General features: G+C 40.7%; 18 protein-coding genes and 1 pseudogene. 9 read left to right on the forward strand and 10 right to left on the reverse strand.

The features are described 5' to 3' along the window. Positions 1-900 (forward strand): HNH endonuclease, encoded by a 900-nt coding sequence (locus R7P36_RS19075; RefSeq protein ID WP_140203481.1) that lies wholly within the window; start codon positions 1-3, stop codon positions 898-900. Positions 901-1,298: 398 nt separating this feature from the next. After that, entirely contained in the window at positions 1,299-2,093 is a 795-nt protein-coding gene (locus tag R7P36_RS19080; protein ID WP_025594096.1) for a hypothetical protein, read from the forward strand. Positions 2,094-2,549: 456 nt separating this feature from the next. On the opposite strand, the gene R7P36_RS19085 is transcribed toward R7P36_RS19080, so the two are convergent. The 6 genes from R7P36_RS19085 to tnpC form a co-directional block, all read right to left on the reverse strand. Beyond that, complete coding sequence (locus tag R7P36_RS19085; RefSeq protein WP_240431951.1) at positions 2,550-3,092, reverse strand: outer membrane protein; 543 nt, start codon at positions 3,090-3,092, stop codon at positions 2,550-2,552. A 426-nt stretch (positions 3,093-3,518) separates the two neighbouring features. Next, complete coding sequence (locus tag R7P36_RS19090) at positions 3,519-3,995, reverse strand: Fe3+-citrate ABC transporter substrate-binding protein (RefSeq protein WP_169629052.1); 477 nt, start codon at positions 3,993-3,995, stop codon at positions 3,519-3,521. Positions 3,996-4,007: 12 nt separating this feature from the next. Beyond that, entirely contained in the window at positions 4,008-4,367 is a 360-nt protein-coding gene (locus tag R7P36_RS19095; protein ID WP_169629053.1) for a hypothetical protein, read from the reverse strand. A 253-nt stretch (positions 4,368-4,620) separates the two neighbouring features. Further along, positions 4,621-4,851: a hypothetical protein gene (locus R7P36_RS19100; protein WP_169629054.1), complete on the reverse strand. Its 231-nt coding sequence runs from the start codon at positions 4,849-4,851 to the stop codon at positions 4,621-4,623. Between the two features lie 2 nt (positions 4,852-4,853). Then, positions 4,854-5,108 carry a hypothetical protein gene (locus tag R7P36_RS19105; RefSeq protein WP_169629055.1) on the reverse strand — a complete coding sequence of 85 codons (255 nt, stop codon included), beginning with the start codon at positions 5,106-5,108 and terminating at the stop codon, positions 4,854-4,856. Between the two features lie 592 nt (positions 5,109-5,700). Beyond that, positions 5,701-7,127, reverse strand: a protein-coding gene (gene tnpC / locus R7P36_RS19110; protein ID WP_405543002.1) for an IS66 family transposase whose coding sequence is annotated in 2 segments (ribosomal slippage) — positions 5,701-6,932 and positions 6,932-7,127 — 1,428 coding nt in all. Because the reading frame shifts where the segments join, the coding sequence is not laid out codon by codon here. Between the two features lie 817 nt (positions 7,128-7,944). On the opposite strand from tnpC, the gene R7P36_RS19115 reads away from it, so the two are divergent. From R7P36_RS19115 to R7P36_RS19145, 7 genes are all read left to right on the forward strand, one after another. After that, a complete protein-coding gene (locus tag R7P36_RS19115) occupies positions 7,945-8,451 on the forward strand; it encodes a hypothetical protein (RefSeq protein ID WP_005398308.1) in 507 nt (168 codons plus the stop codon). Between the two features lie 77 nt (positions 8,452-8,528). After that, positions 8,529-9,029: a hypothetical protein gene (locus R7P36_RS19120; RefSeq protein WP_005398310.1), complete on the forward strand. Its 501-nt coding sequence runs from the start codon at positions 8,529-8,531 to the stop codon at positions 9,027-9,029. Between the two features lie 75 nt (positions 9,030-9,104). Then, a complete protein-coding gene (locus R7P36_RS19125; protein ID WP_005398312.1) occupies positions 9,105-9,812 on the forward strand; it encodes a molecular chaperone in 708 nt (235 codons plus the stop codon). 2 nt (positions 9,813-9,814) lie between these two features. Then, a complete protein-coding gene (locus R7P36_RS19130; protein ID WP_005398315.1) occupies positions 9,815-10,504 on the forward strand; it encodes a fimbria/pilus periplasmic chaperone in 690 nt (229 codons plus the stop codon). A gap of 100 nt (positions 10,505-10,604) precedes the next feature. Further along, positions 10,605-12,989, forward strand: a complete 2,385-nt coding sequence (locus R7P36_RS19135; RefSeq protein ID WP_031780705.1) for a fimbria/pilus outer membrane usher protein — start codon at positions 10,605-10,607, stop codon at positions 12,987-12,989. Further along, positions 12,979-13,860 (forward strand): hypothetical protein, encoded by an 882-nt coding sequence (locus R7P36_RS19140; protein ID WP_005398319.1) that lies wholly within the window; start codon positions 12,979-12,981, stop codon positions 13,858-13,860. The genes R7P36_RS19135 and R7P36_RS19140 overlap by 11 nt, the downstream gene beginning before the upstream one ends. Before the next feature lie 107 nt (positions 13,861-13,967). Beyond that, a complete protein-coding gene (locus tag R7P36_RS19145; protein ID WP_169629191.1) occupies positions 13,968-14,675 on the forward strand; it encodes a helix-turn-helix transcriptional regulator in 708 nt (235 codons plus the stop codon). A 138-nt stretch (positions 14,676-14,813) separates the two neighbouring features. On the opposite strand, the gene R7P36_RS19150 is transcribed toward R7P36_RS19145, so the two are convergent. The 4 genes and pseudogenes from R7P36_RS19150 to R7P36_RS19165 form a co-directional block, all read right to left on the reverse strand. Further along, a complete protein-coding gene (locus tag R7P36_RS19150; protein ID WP_005398555.1) occupies positions 14,814-15,065 on the reverse strand; it encodes a DUF2999 family protein in 252 nt (83 codons plus the stop codon). A 335-nt stretch (positions 15,066-15,400) separates the two neighbouring features. Next, entirely contained in the window at positions 15,401-15,829 is a 429-nt protein-coding gene (locus R7P36_RS19155; protein WP_005398557.1) for a PaaI family thioesterase, read from the reverse strand. Between the two features lie 185 nt (positions 15,830-16,014). Then, on the reverse strand, positions 16,015-16,290 hold the full coding sequence (locus R7P36_RS19160; protein ID WP_005398559.1) for a nitrogenase-stabilizing/protective protein NifW: 276 nt from the start codon (positions 16,288-16,290) through the stop codon (positions 16,015-16,017). A 43-nt stretch (positions 16,291-16,333) separates the two neighbouring features. Further along, positions 16,334-16,429: pseudogene (locus tag R7P36_RS19165) on the reverse strand (RES domain-containing protein); the annotation flags it as partial. Positions 16,430-16,511: the final 82 nt, after the last annotated feature.

Genomic DNA, 16,511 nt, shown 5'->3' on the forward strand with positions numbered 1-16,511 from the left:
ATGTCACGAAAAAAATTTATGGAATCCTACGGCGCAACTAATCGCAACGCTCGGTATGGCTGGGCCTTTGTGAATCACGAAAAAAAGGAAGTATATTTTGGTGCGTGGGATGTCAATACAAACGGAAACAGAGCGTTGATTTTTTCAATGGCCTGGGAGTTCAATAACGAAGGGCGTAGGGTTAATGCATTTGGCGAAGCTCTTGAGTATATAAAACTAGTAGAGAATGAAGGTTATTCATTAAGAACATTCCCAATAATATGGGATGAAGATAACGACGGTTACGCAGATACAGGCAGCGCCAAGATAAAAGAGTATATTGAAGAAGTCTCTGACATGTCTCTAGATATTGTTGGCGGTGATTACTATGCGGTTGGTAACCATAAAGCAAAGCACTCTAAAATGCCTTTACCCAACGTAGCACAAGACATCGATGGTATATTCGGTACTACTACAAATAAGACTGAGCGCGAAAGCTTAGTACTTTCTCGTGTTGGACAAGGGCAATTTAGACAAAACGTCATCAACGTTTGGGGTAATGGTGAGAGCTGTGCGTTAACCCTTACACCGGTGCGCGAGATATTAATTGCATCTCATATAGTGCCTTGGTCTAAATGCGAAAGTGATGAGCAGAGGATTGATGGGGCAAATGGTATTCTACTCTGTGCTCATATTGATAAACTCTTTGACGCGCACCTGCTAACCTTCACAAAGAAGGGCTCGAAGTACATATCTAAGTTATCACCCAACCTTGATACTTCACTGTTAAAAGGTTTGGGAATTCAAGGTGGTGAGGAGCTTTGTTCTGAAGAGATCAGTGAACAGCATCGTGACCGATTCGAAAAGTATTTAGAAGTGCATAACAACGAGTTCAACTTCAAGATCTCACAGACTCGCTAAACTATCACTATCTCGATCATTTGGAGTTTAAGTATTCTAATTAAAGAGCCCTACGTGATTCGTCGCGGTGATTGCAGTTAGGTGGATTTGCCAGGACGTCATCGCACGATACAGATATATTGATACAGATATATTGATCTAACTAACTCCTGCCCCAAAATCATTTGGCATTCAACACCAGACCACTTTCTTATGTCAGTTCTTGACCTACATTTACTAATAGCAGACTATGAGCCTAGTTGAGCAATTATGATTATACAGACATGTTCTGTAATTTATGAGTGGAAGGAAGAATAAGGCTTATAGAACAGTATGTTGCTGGTATGGTGTTTGTATTTTCTAAAAATATTATACAGACAGTGTCTGCTGAAAAAGCACTGTTATGTTTTAGGTGAATTATGTGGTCAAAAATTCAAATGTGGGCTTTGAAAAAAGCATTTGGGAAAGTCGGTCCATCACCGATCCCCATGTCAGGTCCAGAGTGTGAAAAGAATAATTTCTATTCAACTAGAATTAAGCTTGATGGGGTTTCAGCTCTAGTTCGCGAGTTGGATATGAATAAAGTCAAAGTACTAAAGTACAATCCAGCAACTGACACATGTGATATAGAACTAGACATCGATATTGCCAATATCAATGTAAATACCGTTGAAATCACGCACTACTTGCATAATTACTACACAACTTATACAGGTATTAACTCATTTATACTTCATTGCCTTACAAAAAAAGATTACATAAAGGTTAAGTCAAAGCGAATATTGAACAAGGTTTCACAGTCCCTATTTAACAGAAAAAAACTTCAGCTAAAACCAAGATATGACCTGTTAGACTATCTTATTGAAAATTATGGCATCAGTCGGAAGGAGTTTAGTCTAACATCACTAGTTTCTGATATGTATTCTCTGCGTTTTTTTAGGCATCCTGACAAAGAAAATTGTCAAAATAAGCTACGTATGTATGTAGATTCATTTGTGGAATCAGGCGAGGTCAGTAAGGTAAAAGGCGGGGGGTACAAAGTAAATGGAAAGGCTATTGTAACACTTGAAAAGTATCAAACAGAAGAACGGCGCCATAAAGATAGCGTGATACTACAGTACAGTATGGTAATTTTAACGTTTTTATTGGCAATTCTGGCATCTATTCAGGCTGGATTAATTAAATTAAAGCCATTTTTAGATTTGACGCAATAAACATACAAACAATCAAGGAATCAACATACTTTTCCTATTCTGACAGAAACGCTGTAGAGAATCAGTTCTAAAACACTTCTGTCCAGAGGTATGCCAGCGCCGATCACGGCAAACACAGAAATGCCCCAAAGTTTGTTTCGTCAAAAAGAACAGGATTGTTAGTGGTTGAATTTTGACCAAGTATAACTAGTACGAAAAATGGGCATCATTGTGCTGTTCTTGTTTCAAGCGCACTCGCTGACTTTTGCCCTGTAAATCAAGTTCAAAGTGTCACAAGCTTTCAAAACGTTAGGTATAGATTTCTTATTAAAACCGTTGCTAACGCTTTCTAGGTAACAGGAAGCCTGATTTTTGATAGCTAACTTAAGGATTTACCATAGTAGGAATAACCTGCACTTAAAAAAGCCTCCCGAATGGGAAGCTTTTTGGTTGTGATAGCTCATTCGTAGCAAGCTACTAGAAGTTATATCTCATACCAACTGTCACACCTTGAATGTTGATATCTACACCATCAAATTCAGCAGACCTGTATCTGTAGCCGATAGCAAGGTCTACATTGTCAAGCATGTAACCTACTTCCAATCCTGCTTGATAAGAGAACTTGGATTCTGATTCAGATATACCGAAGACGTTGGCTTCGCCCTTTAATGAACCAACGCCAAGAATGAGTGCGCTATATAATTTATTACCTTTATCTATAAACTTAGGGCGTGCGTTAATATAAAAGGCATCACCTTTAACACTGGCATCTTCATTAAATTCAGCTTCACCAAAATGTTGGTATTCTAACTCCACACCTAAATCTACATTAGGGTGAACTGCAAAATTATAACCAGCATACACACCTCCACCTAAGTCGTTGCTTTCATCAATAGTTGCAATACCAGCATCTAACTCAGTATTGTGACCTACAAGTAAATTGCCGCCGACATAAAAATGGTCTACCTCGTTTGCACTTGCACTTGCACTTAAGAGTGCTAGTAAAATCAGTTTTTTCACTTTAAGTCCTTATAGTTGATTTGGAGATATTATGCATGCATGGGAGTATCGTTAATAGCGAATATTTAACGTAACGCTCGTTGTGCGCATCAAGCCAAAGCCTAATCTTGAGGCAATCCTTTTAGCTAGCGCTATCTTAACCGAAGCGCTAGCTCTCCCAAACTCACTTTGCCATACAAAAAGTAATTTATGAATTGCTAATTTAAGTAGATGCTCTAGCTGATTTCTGTCCAAAAGCGAGTTTCAAACTTTGTTGTCACACTTTCGTTGGATAGCCACATTGATTGAGTCTAAGTGTCGATCTTTATTGTCAGTATTGGGTTCTTTTAGCCACGATAGTAACGCACTTCGGAAATAGAAAAGTTTCAAACTTTAATGTCCTCCGACAATAGCAGGGATAAACAATAAAGGGCCACTGACAACCCTTTATTGAAGCGTTACATTTGGTGCTCTACCCATGAATGCCAACAACTCCAAATCGCTACGGTAAGCATCTAGCAAAGCTTGTTTCGCTTTCGTGTAAGCCCCTAATTTGCCATGTTCAAGGCAACTGTATCTGCGAGCAACTTTTACTGGCTTTCCATCCTCATATTTCATCCAATTCGCAACGTATTCGTATACAGGGCTTTTCTTGTCAGGTGAAAGGCGGTATTTAGGCTCTAGGTTGCGTGGCAATCGAGATAGCAAGGTTCGATCAGATAAGACGCGAGGCCAGAACTTTCCCCACTCTTCTTTACCAATACGGTCCCGCTCTTTGACGGCGAGTTTTATAGCTTCCTCTATTCCAATTTTGTTAAAGCCTACTGAGCGAAAACGGCGAGAACCTTCTGGTGTCGGCACTGTTACTTTAATTGCTGTCTTGCCTTCTGAAACAAAACGTATGGGGGTCTTACATGAACTCATAAAATTGATCCACTAATAGTCGCATGAAGCAGCAGCATCCATATTATTCATTATCTTCTCACACCAGAGCTTTCTTTCTTCCACAGATATAGGTTTATTCATAGGTGTACTTTGTGGATAGATACTGAATGTAGTTAAACGAACGGCATCAGAAATATCGCCAAATTCGACGTTACTACCAAACTTACTGCTATCAAAACTGTACAGTTCACCAATCTGAAAAACGTCAATAATTTGCTTTCTCAGAGAAAGGTATTCATTCACATCAATCAGTTCAATAAGTTCCATAACATCTGACACATAGCCAATAACAACTTCCATTTCTTCTACTAAACCAAAAAATAGCAGTGGTTTAGGTTGTAATTTACTCATGAAAAACGCTCCTACTATCTCTTAATCCGATTAAATAGATTATCCGAGTTGCGGTTTTTTACTTTCAGAAATCTAATCCTACGAGCAACGATACACGCATATCTAACACCAACCAGGACAAGAAGGACAGGCGCGACAGTTACAGCAAGCTTTAGACTATCAAGCCAAATGCAAATGATTAGAACAGCCGTTAATACAAAAGAAGGCAGCTCTAATATTTTGGATTTTTTAAGGAGCTTCCTTAGATTTGGTGTCATGCTTTTTGCTTCCTTCTGAGCCAAGTAGTTGCTTGCCATGCACCAATAAACAACCCGACTAACTGAATCGTCCCCCAAACTATAGAGTAACCAAACGCCATAGAACCTATTGCACCGACACATAAACAAAAACCCGATGCGAAATAAGGTTGTGAACACCTATCATTCACATACAATCCAACCTGAATGAGAAAACCAACAATAATTCCTATGTTTACAAAAAACATAATTAATCCTTTTCGGTTAAAAATACACAAAGGTTATCAATGGCCGAATAAAAACAAACCACAGACACGCCAGCAGACAACCCATAAATCAAGCTGATCAGCTCACCATACTCATTGAAACCTTCCATCCCTCCGGTCATGAATATGAACACCATAAAAGCGAAGAACGATACGGTTGAAAACCGCTTAAATGATTTCAAAGACCCTGGAGCCGTCACTTTCTTGTTGCTAACTTTAGTTGCTTTGGAATTAGACACTATTACCCCTTAATTTCTATATGTGGTGTACCGGCAGCTGAGAACCAACACTACATGTAGTGCTTCGCTACCTGCTTTCTTTTGGATGCAAACTGCCAATCACGATAGAGTGAAAAACGTGTGAAGTTCTAACGTAAATACAAATTTCACGATCAATTTTTCGCCTGTCTAACTTAGATAGGCACTGCGCCGGATAAACAGAGAAACCGTCATAACCAACCTTTCCACTATCAATGAAAGCTTGAAGCCTAGTGATGGATAGCCGCCCCCTTACGATCCCTAAAAAACAACCAGCGATACCAATTAACCAATTAAGCACAATGAAACTAAAATAGGTTCAACCATGATATTCCTCTATTTCTGGTTTGGGTCGTAAGCTTCATCAATAAAAAATGATGCGTTAGTTTCGTCACCTTTAGCAAGAGAGTTAATGTGCTCTTGGTAAGCTCTAAATACTTGTTCTGGGATCTGTTCCTCCTCGCTGAGATACAGCTCAACAAGCGAGATAGGCCAGCCGAAAAAACGAGGTTCTTGATAGGTAAGCGTTCACCGAGGTATCTTGACTTACCAGATCTGAAGAAACATATGCAGTTTATAGATCAAAAACGTTTGGGTACGGTCTCTTCGTCACAACAGCCGTGATGATTTCACTCAACACTGACATTGCCGATAAGCCACGCTTTTTGCAGGTTTCGATGAGGGTATGTATCCTACTTCGGAATTTATCACCTGCATCCGAGGTCGTTCCGAAGCTGATTTTCCTTTGAATGACAAAACCTCTAATACATCGCTCAGCTTCATTATTGGTTAAGGGGATTGACGTTTTCTTGAGGAAAACCCACAAGCTCTCTCTATGTTTAAGCAGTAACTTGCATCGCCCTCTATACCGCTTGACCATCACACCTGTCCCTTTGCTCAACCAATGATCGAACGATTTTTGTAGCCTGTGCATTCGCCGCAAGTACCGTGAATAATCCAATTCACCTTGCTCATAACGATGCCGAGTATGGAAAATGGCGTTCGTCAGCAAACAAAGATGTTTGCCAATATAAGCGGTGTGGCCACCGCCACTATAATCCGCCATTTGCTGAAGATTGCGCTTCACATGTGCCCAACATAACTGATGACGGTCTGCGGCTATCCAGTTATAGCTTGGGCATTGGTCGCTAACCACAATGCCTGCATAGTCTTCATCGATGACCTTTTTTGCTGAGGAGGTTGAGCGTGAATAGAGTATTTGTTCATAGACAAGGTCATCACTGGCCACTAACCAACACCAACGAAGGCTCGTTTCATCATTTCGGTGATGAGAGGTTTCGTCAGCATGAATCAAAGTCGCTTTCTTTAACGCTTGTTTTATCGCCTGATGCAATGGCGTTAGCATTGAAGCGACCTTCGTTTGCGCTTCGCTAATCGCGCCGACCGAAAAGGTTGTGCCAAGCTGTTCTTTAAGTAGAGATTGGATTTTCCGAACACTGAGGTGATATTGCCCTGCAAGAACTCCAATGTAACTTAATAAGTTCGGCCCTATAATCCCTTGCGATGCATCGTCAGGCTTTTGAGCCTTGACGGTTTCTTTACAGTGCCGACATTGGCCTGAAAATAAACGGTATTCGGTGATATCGACAGTGGGTTTGGGAATATCGAAGACCTGATGGCGGTAGTAAGGGCCACCTTGAACATCTATATCAGACTGGGCACAGCAAGGGCACACTTCAGGAAAACAATCGATAACTACATCCGTTGCTTTCAGTCGTGAGAGTTTTCGTTGATGCCCTGTGTGGCCTTCTTTAGCTCCTCTCGAATTGCAACCACTAGAGCTTTGATCTTTTTTCGCTCATGCTTGTCCTTAGGGTTGTCAGACGAAGGTGGTTTCGATGAATTTTTGGAGTTAGTAGCTTGTTTATCGGTAAGGTGGCGCAACTGTTCCCACAACTCTTCAATCAGTGCGTTTGCTTCGTTAAGGTCAGAGGCTACGGGCGGTTCCTCTTGATATTTAGGGGCTTTCTTTCTGCTCATAACAAACAGGATGAAGCACTGGAATGATCACTCAATAGCCAAGAATGGATCAAGTGCTGAGTGTCACACTTTTTCTGTCAATAGGGGCTTGGTGAACACTTACGATGGTAACACCACCCTCATCGGTCTTTGCCGTGAGAACGAGGCGTACTTTAAAGGATAATAATCTTAGGTCAACAAAAAATATTTTATTTATCAACTGAGTGGAGATAAATTCACCCATTTGTATGAATTAATATCAGAATTGTCGATTCCTACTCCATTTTTGTACTAGCAATTTGTTGCCTGCAAACATATCGTAAACGCATACCGCTATCTTGGGTCTATTGACCTTTCGCGGTGATTTTTTTCAGCTATTTGTGGGTTCTTTATACAAGGCAGAGGCTTTGAAGTATAGCTAGCCTACATGAAGAGCCGATAACGTCATAGAAATGAGCCACAAATGCTGCCCGAAGGGTTCAGCTAAAAGCGTTTTATCTCGAACAAAATTTAACCACGAAAGATAAAACAGTCCCTCGTATGTCTTTCATTCTTCTTTCGCTAAAGCATCGAAACCTGCTGCTAGTTTATAAATCAGACATTTACAATAAGTAAAATATTCATTATTCGCTGACTTTTAACCTCAATAAATACAACTTGCTTTATATCAACCTATTGCGAAAAAACGGACTCATTTCTTTTAACCAAACTCATACCAAATCTCCTACTTTCCTTTCAGAATCAACTTTTTTTACTACTACGCCAAAGTCTTTAGTTTCTATAGTTTGAATTGTTCAACAACGAATGTGAATGTAATTGAATAGATGAGGGCGAGTAAATGACTGAAAATTTTTTTACTCTTCGTGGATTCGTGACAACATTTATGTTTGTGTGCCTATCACTCCCTTTCTGTGTACGTTCAAACACTCTAACCATGGGATTGGCAGGACAGATTAAAGATCGTTGTGAAATTAATTTTTTATCAGGCAATGTGATGGCCTTTTCTGAGCAGAAGACGCAATCATTGCCCTTCTCACTATATTGCAATCGCCCTTTGGGGATCACCATCAATTCTCAATATGGTGGCCTTAAATATGAACATCAGGGCGTTGAATTAATTGAAAATTACGAACTATCGTTGCAAGTCGATGAGCTTCAATTAAATGAAAGTCGGCTTAGTAGACAATTGCTGTCGCCCGTAATGATAGACAGTTCTGGTGTTATTCCCTTTACTCAACGAGGAGTACTTAGGGTAACGCTCGAAAATAACTTGCTTTATGCCGGTTATTATCAAGACGTTATTGAAATTGAAGTCTACCCTTCAATTCATAGCGTGACAAAGTAGGAACTCTGCAAATAACTGCAGGGCAACATACGCTCAGCCGTAATCGAGCCAACAATTAAAAGTTAAAGGAATTTCTTATGAAAAAGTTAACACTCTGTGCAGCTGCTGTTACCGCTATTTTTGGTGCTAACACCCACGCTGCTCCTGGTGATGTTCAATTAGTTGGTTATGTATCACCTGTTTGTGAAGTGACTGGCCTTGCCACACAGTTAATTGACTTTGGAAACGTCTCAGCAATTCAAAGCGTAACTGTAGGTGGTCTGAATTTGAAATGTAATGATGCAGATGGTGCCACCGTTACTATGACCAGTGCTGAAGGTGGTTTGGAGTCGGATGATAATGAAGACTTTGCTCTAAAATATGATGCAACATTTAACCCTGGTGGTGGTTTAGCATCCTTTACATTGAACGCACCGGGTGGCCCTGGTCTAAACGATGTTTCAGCCTCTCAATCTTATGGCGGTTCAGGCACTTTGGCGAGCGGTGTAGGTGCATCGATTGACATTATTACTACTGAAACATCCCCTTGGGCTGGTGGCTACTCTGACACATTAACTGTGAATATCACCTCAAACTAAACGTACAAAATGAGGGGGCGCATTTCGCCTCCTCCTTTCTTTTCATGTAAGATTTTTTTGATGGAGCTTACTACTATGACTCGTTGGTTCACATTTTTCGTTTTGTCCTTTACGTGTATGTTCGCACATGCGTTTAAAGTAGAACCGATGTCTGCCGAGATGGCACCATTAGGGAAACGTGCTCAAATGACAATGCGGGTAGAGAATACCTCTACCGTGCCATTGACGGTAGAACTGCAACCCTACTTTATGACCATGGATGAATATGGTAACGAGACCATCGAACCAGCGGATGAAGAATTATTGGTCATACCCGTCACTGCCATTATAGAGCCAGGCCGTGCACAATCGGTTATGATTCGGTACTTAGGCGACCCTTCCATCACTGAATCTAGAGCGTACCGGGTTGCGGTTAAACAAGTTAAAGTGGAACGAGCGAGCAGCAACCAAGGCCAAGTGAGTTTGCTTCTTCGGTTTAACACGCTCATCAATGTTCGCCCGCAAAATACCTCGCCCCAGTTTGCCGTGACAAGTATAAAACAAAACGACAAAGATAATTGGGTTCTAGAAGTACTGAATAACGGTAACAGTTACGGACGATTAACTAACACGACCTGGAAAGTGTCCGATGGCACTCAGTCAACGTACTTGAAAGGAAACGAAATCGCACAACGTATCCCAGGGACGTTAGTGCTGCCCCACTCCAAACGTATCCTTGAAATGTTACCACTTGAGAATTTCAATATTCGTACACTATCCATTGATATTGAACAGGAGAAGTAGCGATGCAATGGCGTTTATTAGCCGGTGTGATGGTGTGCTTTATCTATACTAAAGCGTTTGGAATTACGCTTTCTCCAACTGTCATTGAGCTAAATACGGATCATCAGCTAACTTCGCAATTGGTAGTTTCCAATAACTCAACTAAAACGCTCGCACTTGAAGCCAACGTTCGGCGTTTGACGTTTGCGCCTGATGGTACGTTTGAAACGTCTAGTTCACCAAATGAAGACATTTTGGTGTTTCCGCCCGCAGCAATGCTTGCGCCCGGAAAGCGTCAAACATTTAGAATACAATGGCTAAGCAAAGTGGCGCTCGACGTGTCCCAAAGTTACTTTATTCGCTTTAGCACCGCCAATATTGATCGAAAGAGTACGCAAGTCGAAAAAGTGAATGGTTTATCTACTGGGATTAATCTAAAGATCCACTACAACGCACTATTACACGTCCACTCTTCTTCTCTTCAACCGGACGTAAAGTTACATATTGGTGAACATGGTAGTTTAACGCTCACTAACTCAGGGAATCGATTCACTTTCACCTCATTACTCAGGTTTGACAGTCTTCATGGTGACTTTAATCAAGTCGTGCTTGAGACGTTAGGTGAGCAATTTGTCCCACCACATTCTACTATTACTGTACATTCTTCTTCGAATCAATTACCCGTTGGCGTTTATCATGGTTATGAAAACTGACTTTTTAAAGATTTTTAAGTTGATGCGCAGGTTGAATAGTCTCACATTCATGTGCTGCTCTGTTCTATTCATAATAATTCCTGCTGCCCACTGCCAAGAAATGGTGCTTAATCCGACTGGCCGAGATATTCAATTAACATCTTTGCTTAGGGTCAGTGATACCATATTAGGTGAAGCAGACATCACCATTACGGCAGACAACCAAATTTTATTACCCAAAGAGGACACCCTATCTCTCCTGACGTCAGTTGTAACGCAAGAGGTAATGAATGCGTTGAGGGAATCTAGTGGTAATAACGTATTGTCTCAGCAGCACTTCGCACAAACAGGGCTAGGTTTAACCTTCGATTTTGCTTCATTAGAATGTGTTTTGACGATCCCACCACAATTCAGCCTGACTCAAAATTTATCAATGAGCGAAGCGGGAAATTTATATAATTATGCGCAGCCAAGCCTTTTAAGTGGCTATGTGAATGTGTCACTTTCTGCAAATGAAAGTCAGTTTGTCGACGAAGACTCTGCTCGAGAAAGTCTATATCGCAGCCGATTCGACTCAGCATTGAATGTAAGCATGCTTAATTTTGAATATGAATCCTTTATAGAAAATGGTTCTCTAACTGGTTCAAGCTACGTTAGGGAGGGTACACGCCTTAACATCGATTACCCTCAACAAGGCACTCGAATAGTAATAGGTGATATGTACAACAGTGGTCAAGCCTTTCAAGATGGAACTGACATTTTAGGAGTTGGTGTGACGCGTGACTTCACGCTTATACCAACCAAAAATGTACGCCCTCGCGCAAGTCAAACCTTCACACTCCAACGTACATCTAATGTCGATGTGTATATCGATGGCATCCCTGTACAAAGGTTAACCCTTGGGGCAGGTAGTTATAATCTCAGTGATATTCCACTAGCACAAGGAAGCAATGATATTGAGCTTGTTATTACTGATCGTTCAGGAAATGAAGAACGCATTGAATTTTCGATTGCGACCGGTAATGATTTATTAAACAGTGGCGAATTCGAATATAGTATCATGTATGGCGTTCCATCAGAAATCCAAAATAGACAATTAGAATACCTCACGGATGAGCGTATTTTTCATGGTTATCTCGATGTTGGTGTCTCACCTTGGTTAACCTTAGGAGTTAATTCTCAAGTCCGTGAAAACCTATACCAATATGGTGCTAGCGCACTTTTCGCTTCTAAACTAGGCATTACTGAATTAAACGCTTCACAGAGTGATCATCCGATTTATGGCCGCGGTGACGCTTATAAAGTGGCATTCGATGCCGAATTTTCTAAATCAAACTCACTAGAGCCACAATTAAGCTTCAGTTATGAATATTTAAGTAATAGCTTCAGTGGAGTGTCGGCCTATGAAGCATCAAGCAGTGATATTAATTTAACGACTCATTATGCTAGTGCTTTTGGATCCATCTATCTTTCACGTTCATTACGCGCGGCTGTTACTCTAAATTATCGAGCTGGCGTTGATAAAAAAAACGATTATTGGATTGTAAGTCCCAGCTTATCAGCAAGATTATTCGATACACCCGCCACGTGGAGCGCTCGTGTTAATTATAAGAATAACGAGAGGGGGAGCGATGACATTAGCACGACTTTCACCTTAAGTTGGCCACTCAGCAAACAAACACGTGTCGTTGGTCGTTATTCAACAGAACTCAATGAAAGTGCCTTAGATTATAGTTATCAAAATAATATTGGAAGCACTGGCGGTGTTTCTGCATTTGCCAGTACCATTAATAACAAAGAGACTGACGCAGATGTTAATCTTGGGGTTAACTATACGGCAAACCGCTACGAATTAAGCGCGAGTCACACCTCTCGCCTTGAGAGCATCAGTGATAATACGAGAAATCATAGCACCGATCTTAAGCTTAGTAGTGCGGTTGCATTTGCAGGGTCATCAGTGACACTAGGAAGACCCGTTCGAGAAGCGTTTGCCATCATTAATAAACATGAAAGCCTTGCAGAGAACGACGTTGCCATCGACCCTACCCGAGACGGTAAGCAAGCACGCGTCTATCTTTATGAAGACGCTTCTGCGTTGGTTCCTGACCTTGTGGCCTATAACAGCCAAGTGATCGGATACGACGTGGAAAATTTACCACCCGGTTACGATCTCGGAGAAGGCGCTTTTTGGGTTAAACCTGGCTATAAAAAAGGATTTCAACTTCAAATTGGTTCTGATGCGGTATTAACCGTCATTGGTAAGCTGTTCGATCGTCAAAGTAACAGCCCTATTTCACTTGTTGCGGGCTTTGCCCAGTACCTTGGTAAAACACAGCAAGAACCGATTGAATTCTTTACAAACCGTAGTGGGGTTTTTGCTATTTCTGGATTAAAACCGGGACAATACAAACTCGTTCTTGATACTAAAGAGCAAGAGTCGGTAGTTATTAATCTTAGTGAACGAAGTGACACCTTGATCAGATTAGGAGAGTTATATGTCGATTAAACAACTAAAGCGGAGCGCATTGTTCTTGCTACCATTGGCTAATATACCTTCTGTTTGGGCTTGTGAAGCTAACTCTCTGTCTATCCAACCAGCATCAACACAAGCAAAATACGATGTCTTCAATAACAGTAGTTTTGCAACTATCAATACCTATCGCGTGAGTGCAAATATTATTGGTGAGGGCTGCGAGCTTAACTTAGCTTTACAGCTTGACGATACAAGTAAATCACTGAAAAGTAGCCGTCAAGAGCCGCTTTTTTTCGAGTGGAGTGGACAATCAGGTAACACAATAGCTAATCAATGGCGCTTTACTTTGACCGAGAACCAACCTACTGCAACCGTACAAATGCGCTTTCCCGGTAAACAATGGTTAACGTCAGGGAGCTATCGAGGAGTTTTAGAAGTTGCAACGTCTTATGCACAAGGAGACAGCAAGATAGAAATAAGTCCTACCTTGCTTCCTGTCACTGTAGATGTACCATCCGCGGCGAAAATTCATTTTTACGGATTATCACAACCACACTATGACCTTGACTTAGGAACGTTACATTCAAACAAAGTGATCAACTCCTCGCCAAATCTATGGGTACAAAGTAACTCTGCCTACACAGTTGTTTTGGAGTCATCACATCAAGGTGCATTGCGCCACGAATCAAATGACCCCAGATGGGACATCCCCTATCAGCTTATCTTCGACAACGATAATATAAACCTAAAACATACTGATGCACGTATTCAACGTGATGCTGCGACGATCGGGCAGCCCATTCCTTTGAGCTTTATTATTGGTGACGCGACGGAAAAGCCAGGAGGTCAATACAAAGATATGTTACAGATATTTATCGAACCTAACCTATCACAACAACCATAGTGTGTGCTATCTTTAAAATTATTAATAATATATTGGAAAAATTCGGCACTGTTATCTACATTTGATATATTGAAAATAAGTATAATAAATGTCAATGGTAGTTTATCATGATAAATATCGACTCAAAAAAGAATAGTAATAGAAATAGCAAGCATATACTTCTAGTTAGTGATAACGGAATTTCCAATCAGTTTATACAACAAGAAATAGAAAAAACTGGCTATTTTTCCTTAGAAAAAAAATGCTCGAAAGAGATCACTAAATCTGAAGAGATCATTAGCTCTGATCTCGTTCTTATTAGTTATCAAAACATAGTGGAGTTTAGTGGTAACAATGTAAGCTTAACAAACATATTGTCCAACAAATGGATAATTTACGATGTTCCTAAAGAAATTGGAGAAAAGGCATTAGCAGAAATGCAATTAATGCATTTCTTGAATTTGAAAGGACTTATCTATCAGGATGCACCTATAGAGCACTTCACACGTTGTCTAAAAACTGTCAGTGACGAAGATCTGTGGCTACCAAGAAAAGTAATGACACAGATGCTCTTCGAAATTCGCCCTTATGCACTAAATTTACAAGTGACACAGGCTAGTACTAATCTAACCAAAAGAGAAATTCAAATATTTAAACGCCTCATCAAAGGTGCATCAAATCTTGAAATATCTGAAGATTTATTTATCGCAGAAAGCACTGTGAAAACACATCTTTACAACATATACAAAAAAATGAATGTAAACAACCGTAAACAGGCCATTAAGAAGGCACGTTTTATTTATGACTATTCTTCATATAATAGCTCTAAGCACTAACTTATCACTGCTCATATGCTAATTTCAAGGAGGAAAGGCCTAATCTTCGAAATTTAATAGCTATTCTCCAGACAATTAATTTTGAGTTACGCGGTTCTTGTTTATCATTGCTTTATTCACTATCGCAACAACTGCGCGCTATTGCTGCAATTTCTCTTTTACTTCAACCACTTTTGAAAAATCTAAACCTAATTCTTCTACTGCTTCTTTGATAAGCACAGGATTTTGCATTACCTGCCCCATCAATGCCTGAAGCTTATCTTGTGGTAGCCCCAGTTGACTGATTGTTGCCATGGCTGCCAAAGGGTTTTGAGTTAACGCATGAAATAGCTCGTTGATTTTCTCGTCACTGATATTATTGTCTTTCAACATCGCAAGAATCGGGTTCATCAAATTACCTTGAAATACTTTTAAAATGGGCTAGGGTCTGTTTATCTTTCGCGGTTAAATTTTGTTCGAGATAAAAGCATTTTAGACGAGGCGAGGTGTATGTCGCCTAGTCACTCTAAGCAAATACACCTCAACAAAGGATAAAACGCTTTTAGCCGAACCCTTCGGGCAGCATTTGTGGCTCCTTTCTACGGCGTTATCGGCTTTTCATGTAGACTAGCGACACATCAAAGTCTCTGCCTTGTATAAAGAACCCATAAATTGCTGCAAAAATCAGCTCGAAAGGTCAACAGATCCTAACAGTTTACCACTGAGCACGACACCCACGTAACTCGTTATTTCATTTTAGGACAAATAAACTTACCTTTGGCCGTTACTCTCACGACATTGTCGACTTGTAACTGAGCGACTAGCTGATAAATACCATGTCTTTCACGCTCACAGTGAGCCGTTATTTTGATTCGCTCATCTAGCTCAATAGGAGCATGATAGCGAACATCTAACTGTGCGGTAAGTGCTTCAACGTCTTGAAACAGCAGACAATGCGTCATCGCGCCATCCAGCAGAGCACTTGCGATGCCGCCATGTAATAATCCGGTATACCCTTGATGACGCGGCAGAACATGAAATTCTGCGACAACGGAATGATCGGGTAAACATTGATACGCAACGGCTAAAGAGTTCGGATTCGCGTCGGTTGCAGAACACACTGCACATTGATAATGAGATTGGTGGGTAATGTGAGACATGCGATTTCTGGACATAATGACAACTCATATTCAAACAAGTAATTAGCATATGCCAATTACATTTAAAGAAATGATGAGTAATCTTTGTTTGCACAACACTGTGGTTACCAATGGTCATCAAGGTGCGGGATCCAGGGCATATACGGTCTGTTTTATCTTTCGAGCTGATTTGGGTACGTGAATACTTGGCGTACTGCGCCCTACCGTCTTTGACAAGAGGTACAACCACGGCACGCTGAGCGGGTGGTTTTACTTAACAAACTACGTTGGACTTTACAGTAGGCGCTCTTCAGTGCGCGACGAGCAGAAAACCAGTCATCTGGCTTTTGCAGGATTAAGTAGCCGTTAAATCGCTTGACGAGTTCGGTTCGATGATTATCAATGAAGCGGCTGTCGAACTCGATCTCAAAATAGTCGAACGCTTCTTCTATGCAGCTAAAGCTAGCGATTTTGTCTTGAATAGAATTCTCAGGCATTCTATTTTCACCTCTTGAATCACACCTTTCATTTTCATCTTTTCTACTTAAAAATGCGAGGATTAAACGCGAAATCAAGCTTTTCAGCCTTCTTGACGATCTCTTTCTTCTTAGGATGATTGGGAGTCACAACGTCGTTTTTATGTAAGCGTTCACCGAGGTATCTTGACTTACCAGATCTGAAGAAACATATGCAGTTTATAGATCAAAAACGTTTGGGT

The organism is Vibrio sp. 397 (genome assembly GCF_033339395.1).
GTDB classification, from domain to species: Bacteria; Pseudomonadota; Gammaproteobacteria; order Enterobacterales; family Vibrionaceae; genus Vibrio; species Vibrio alginolyticus.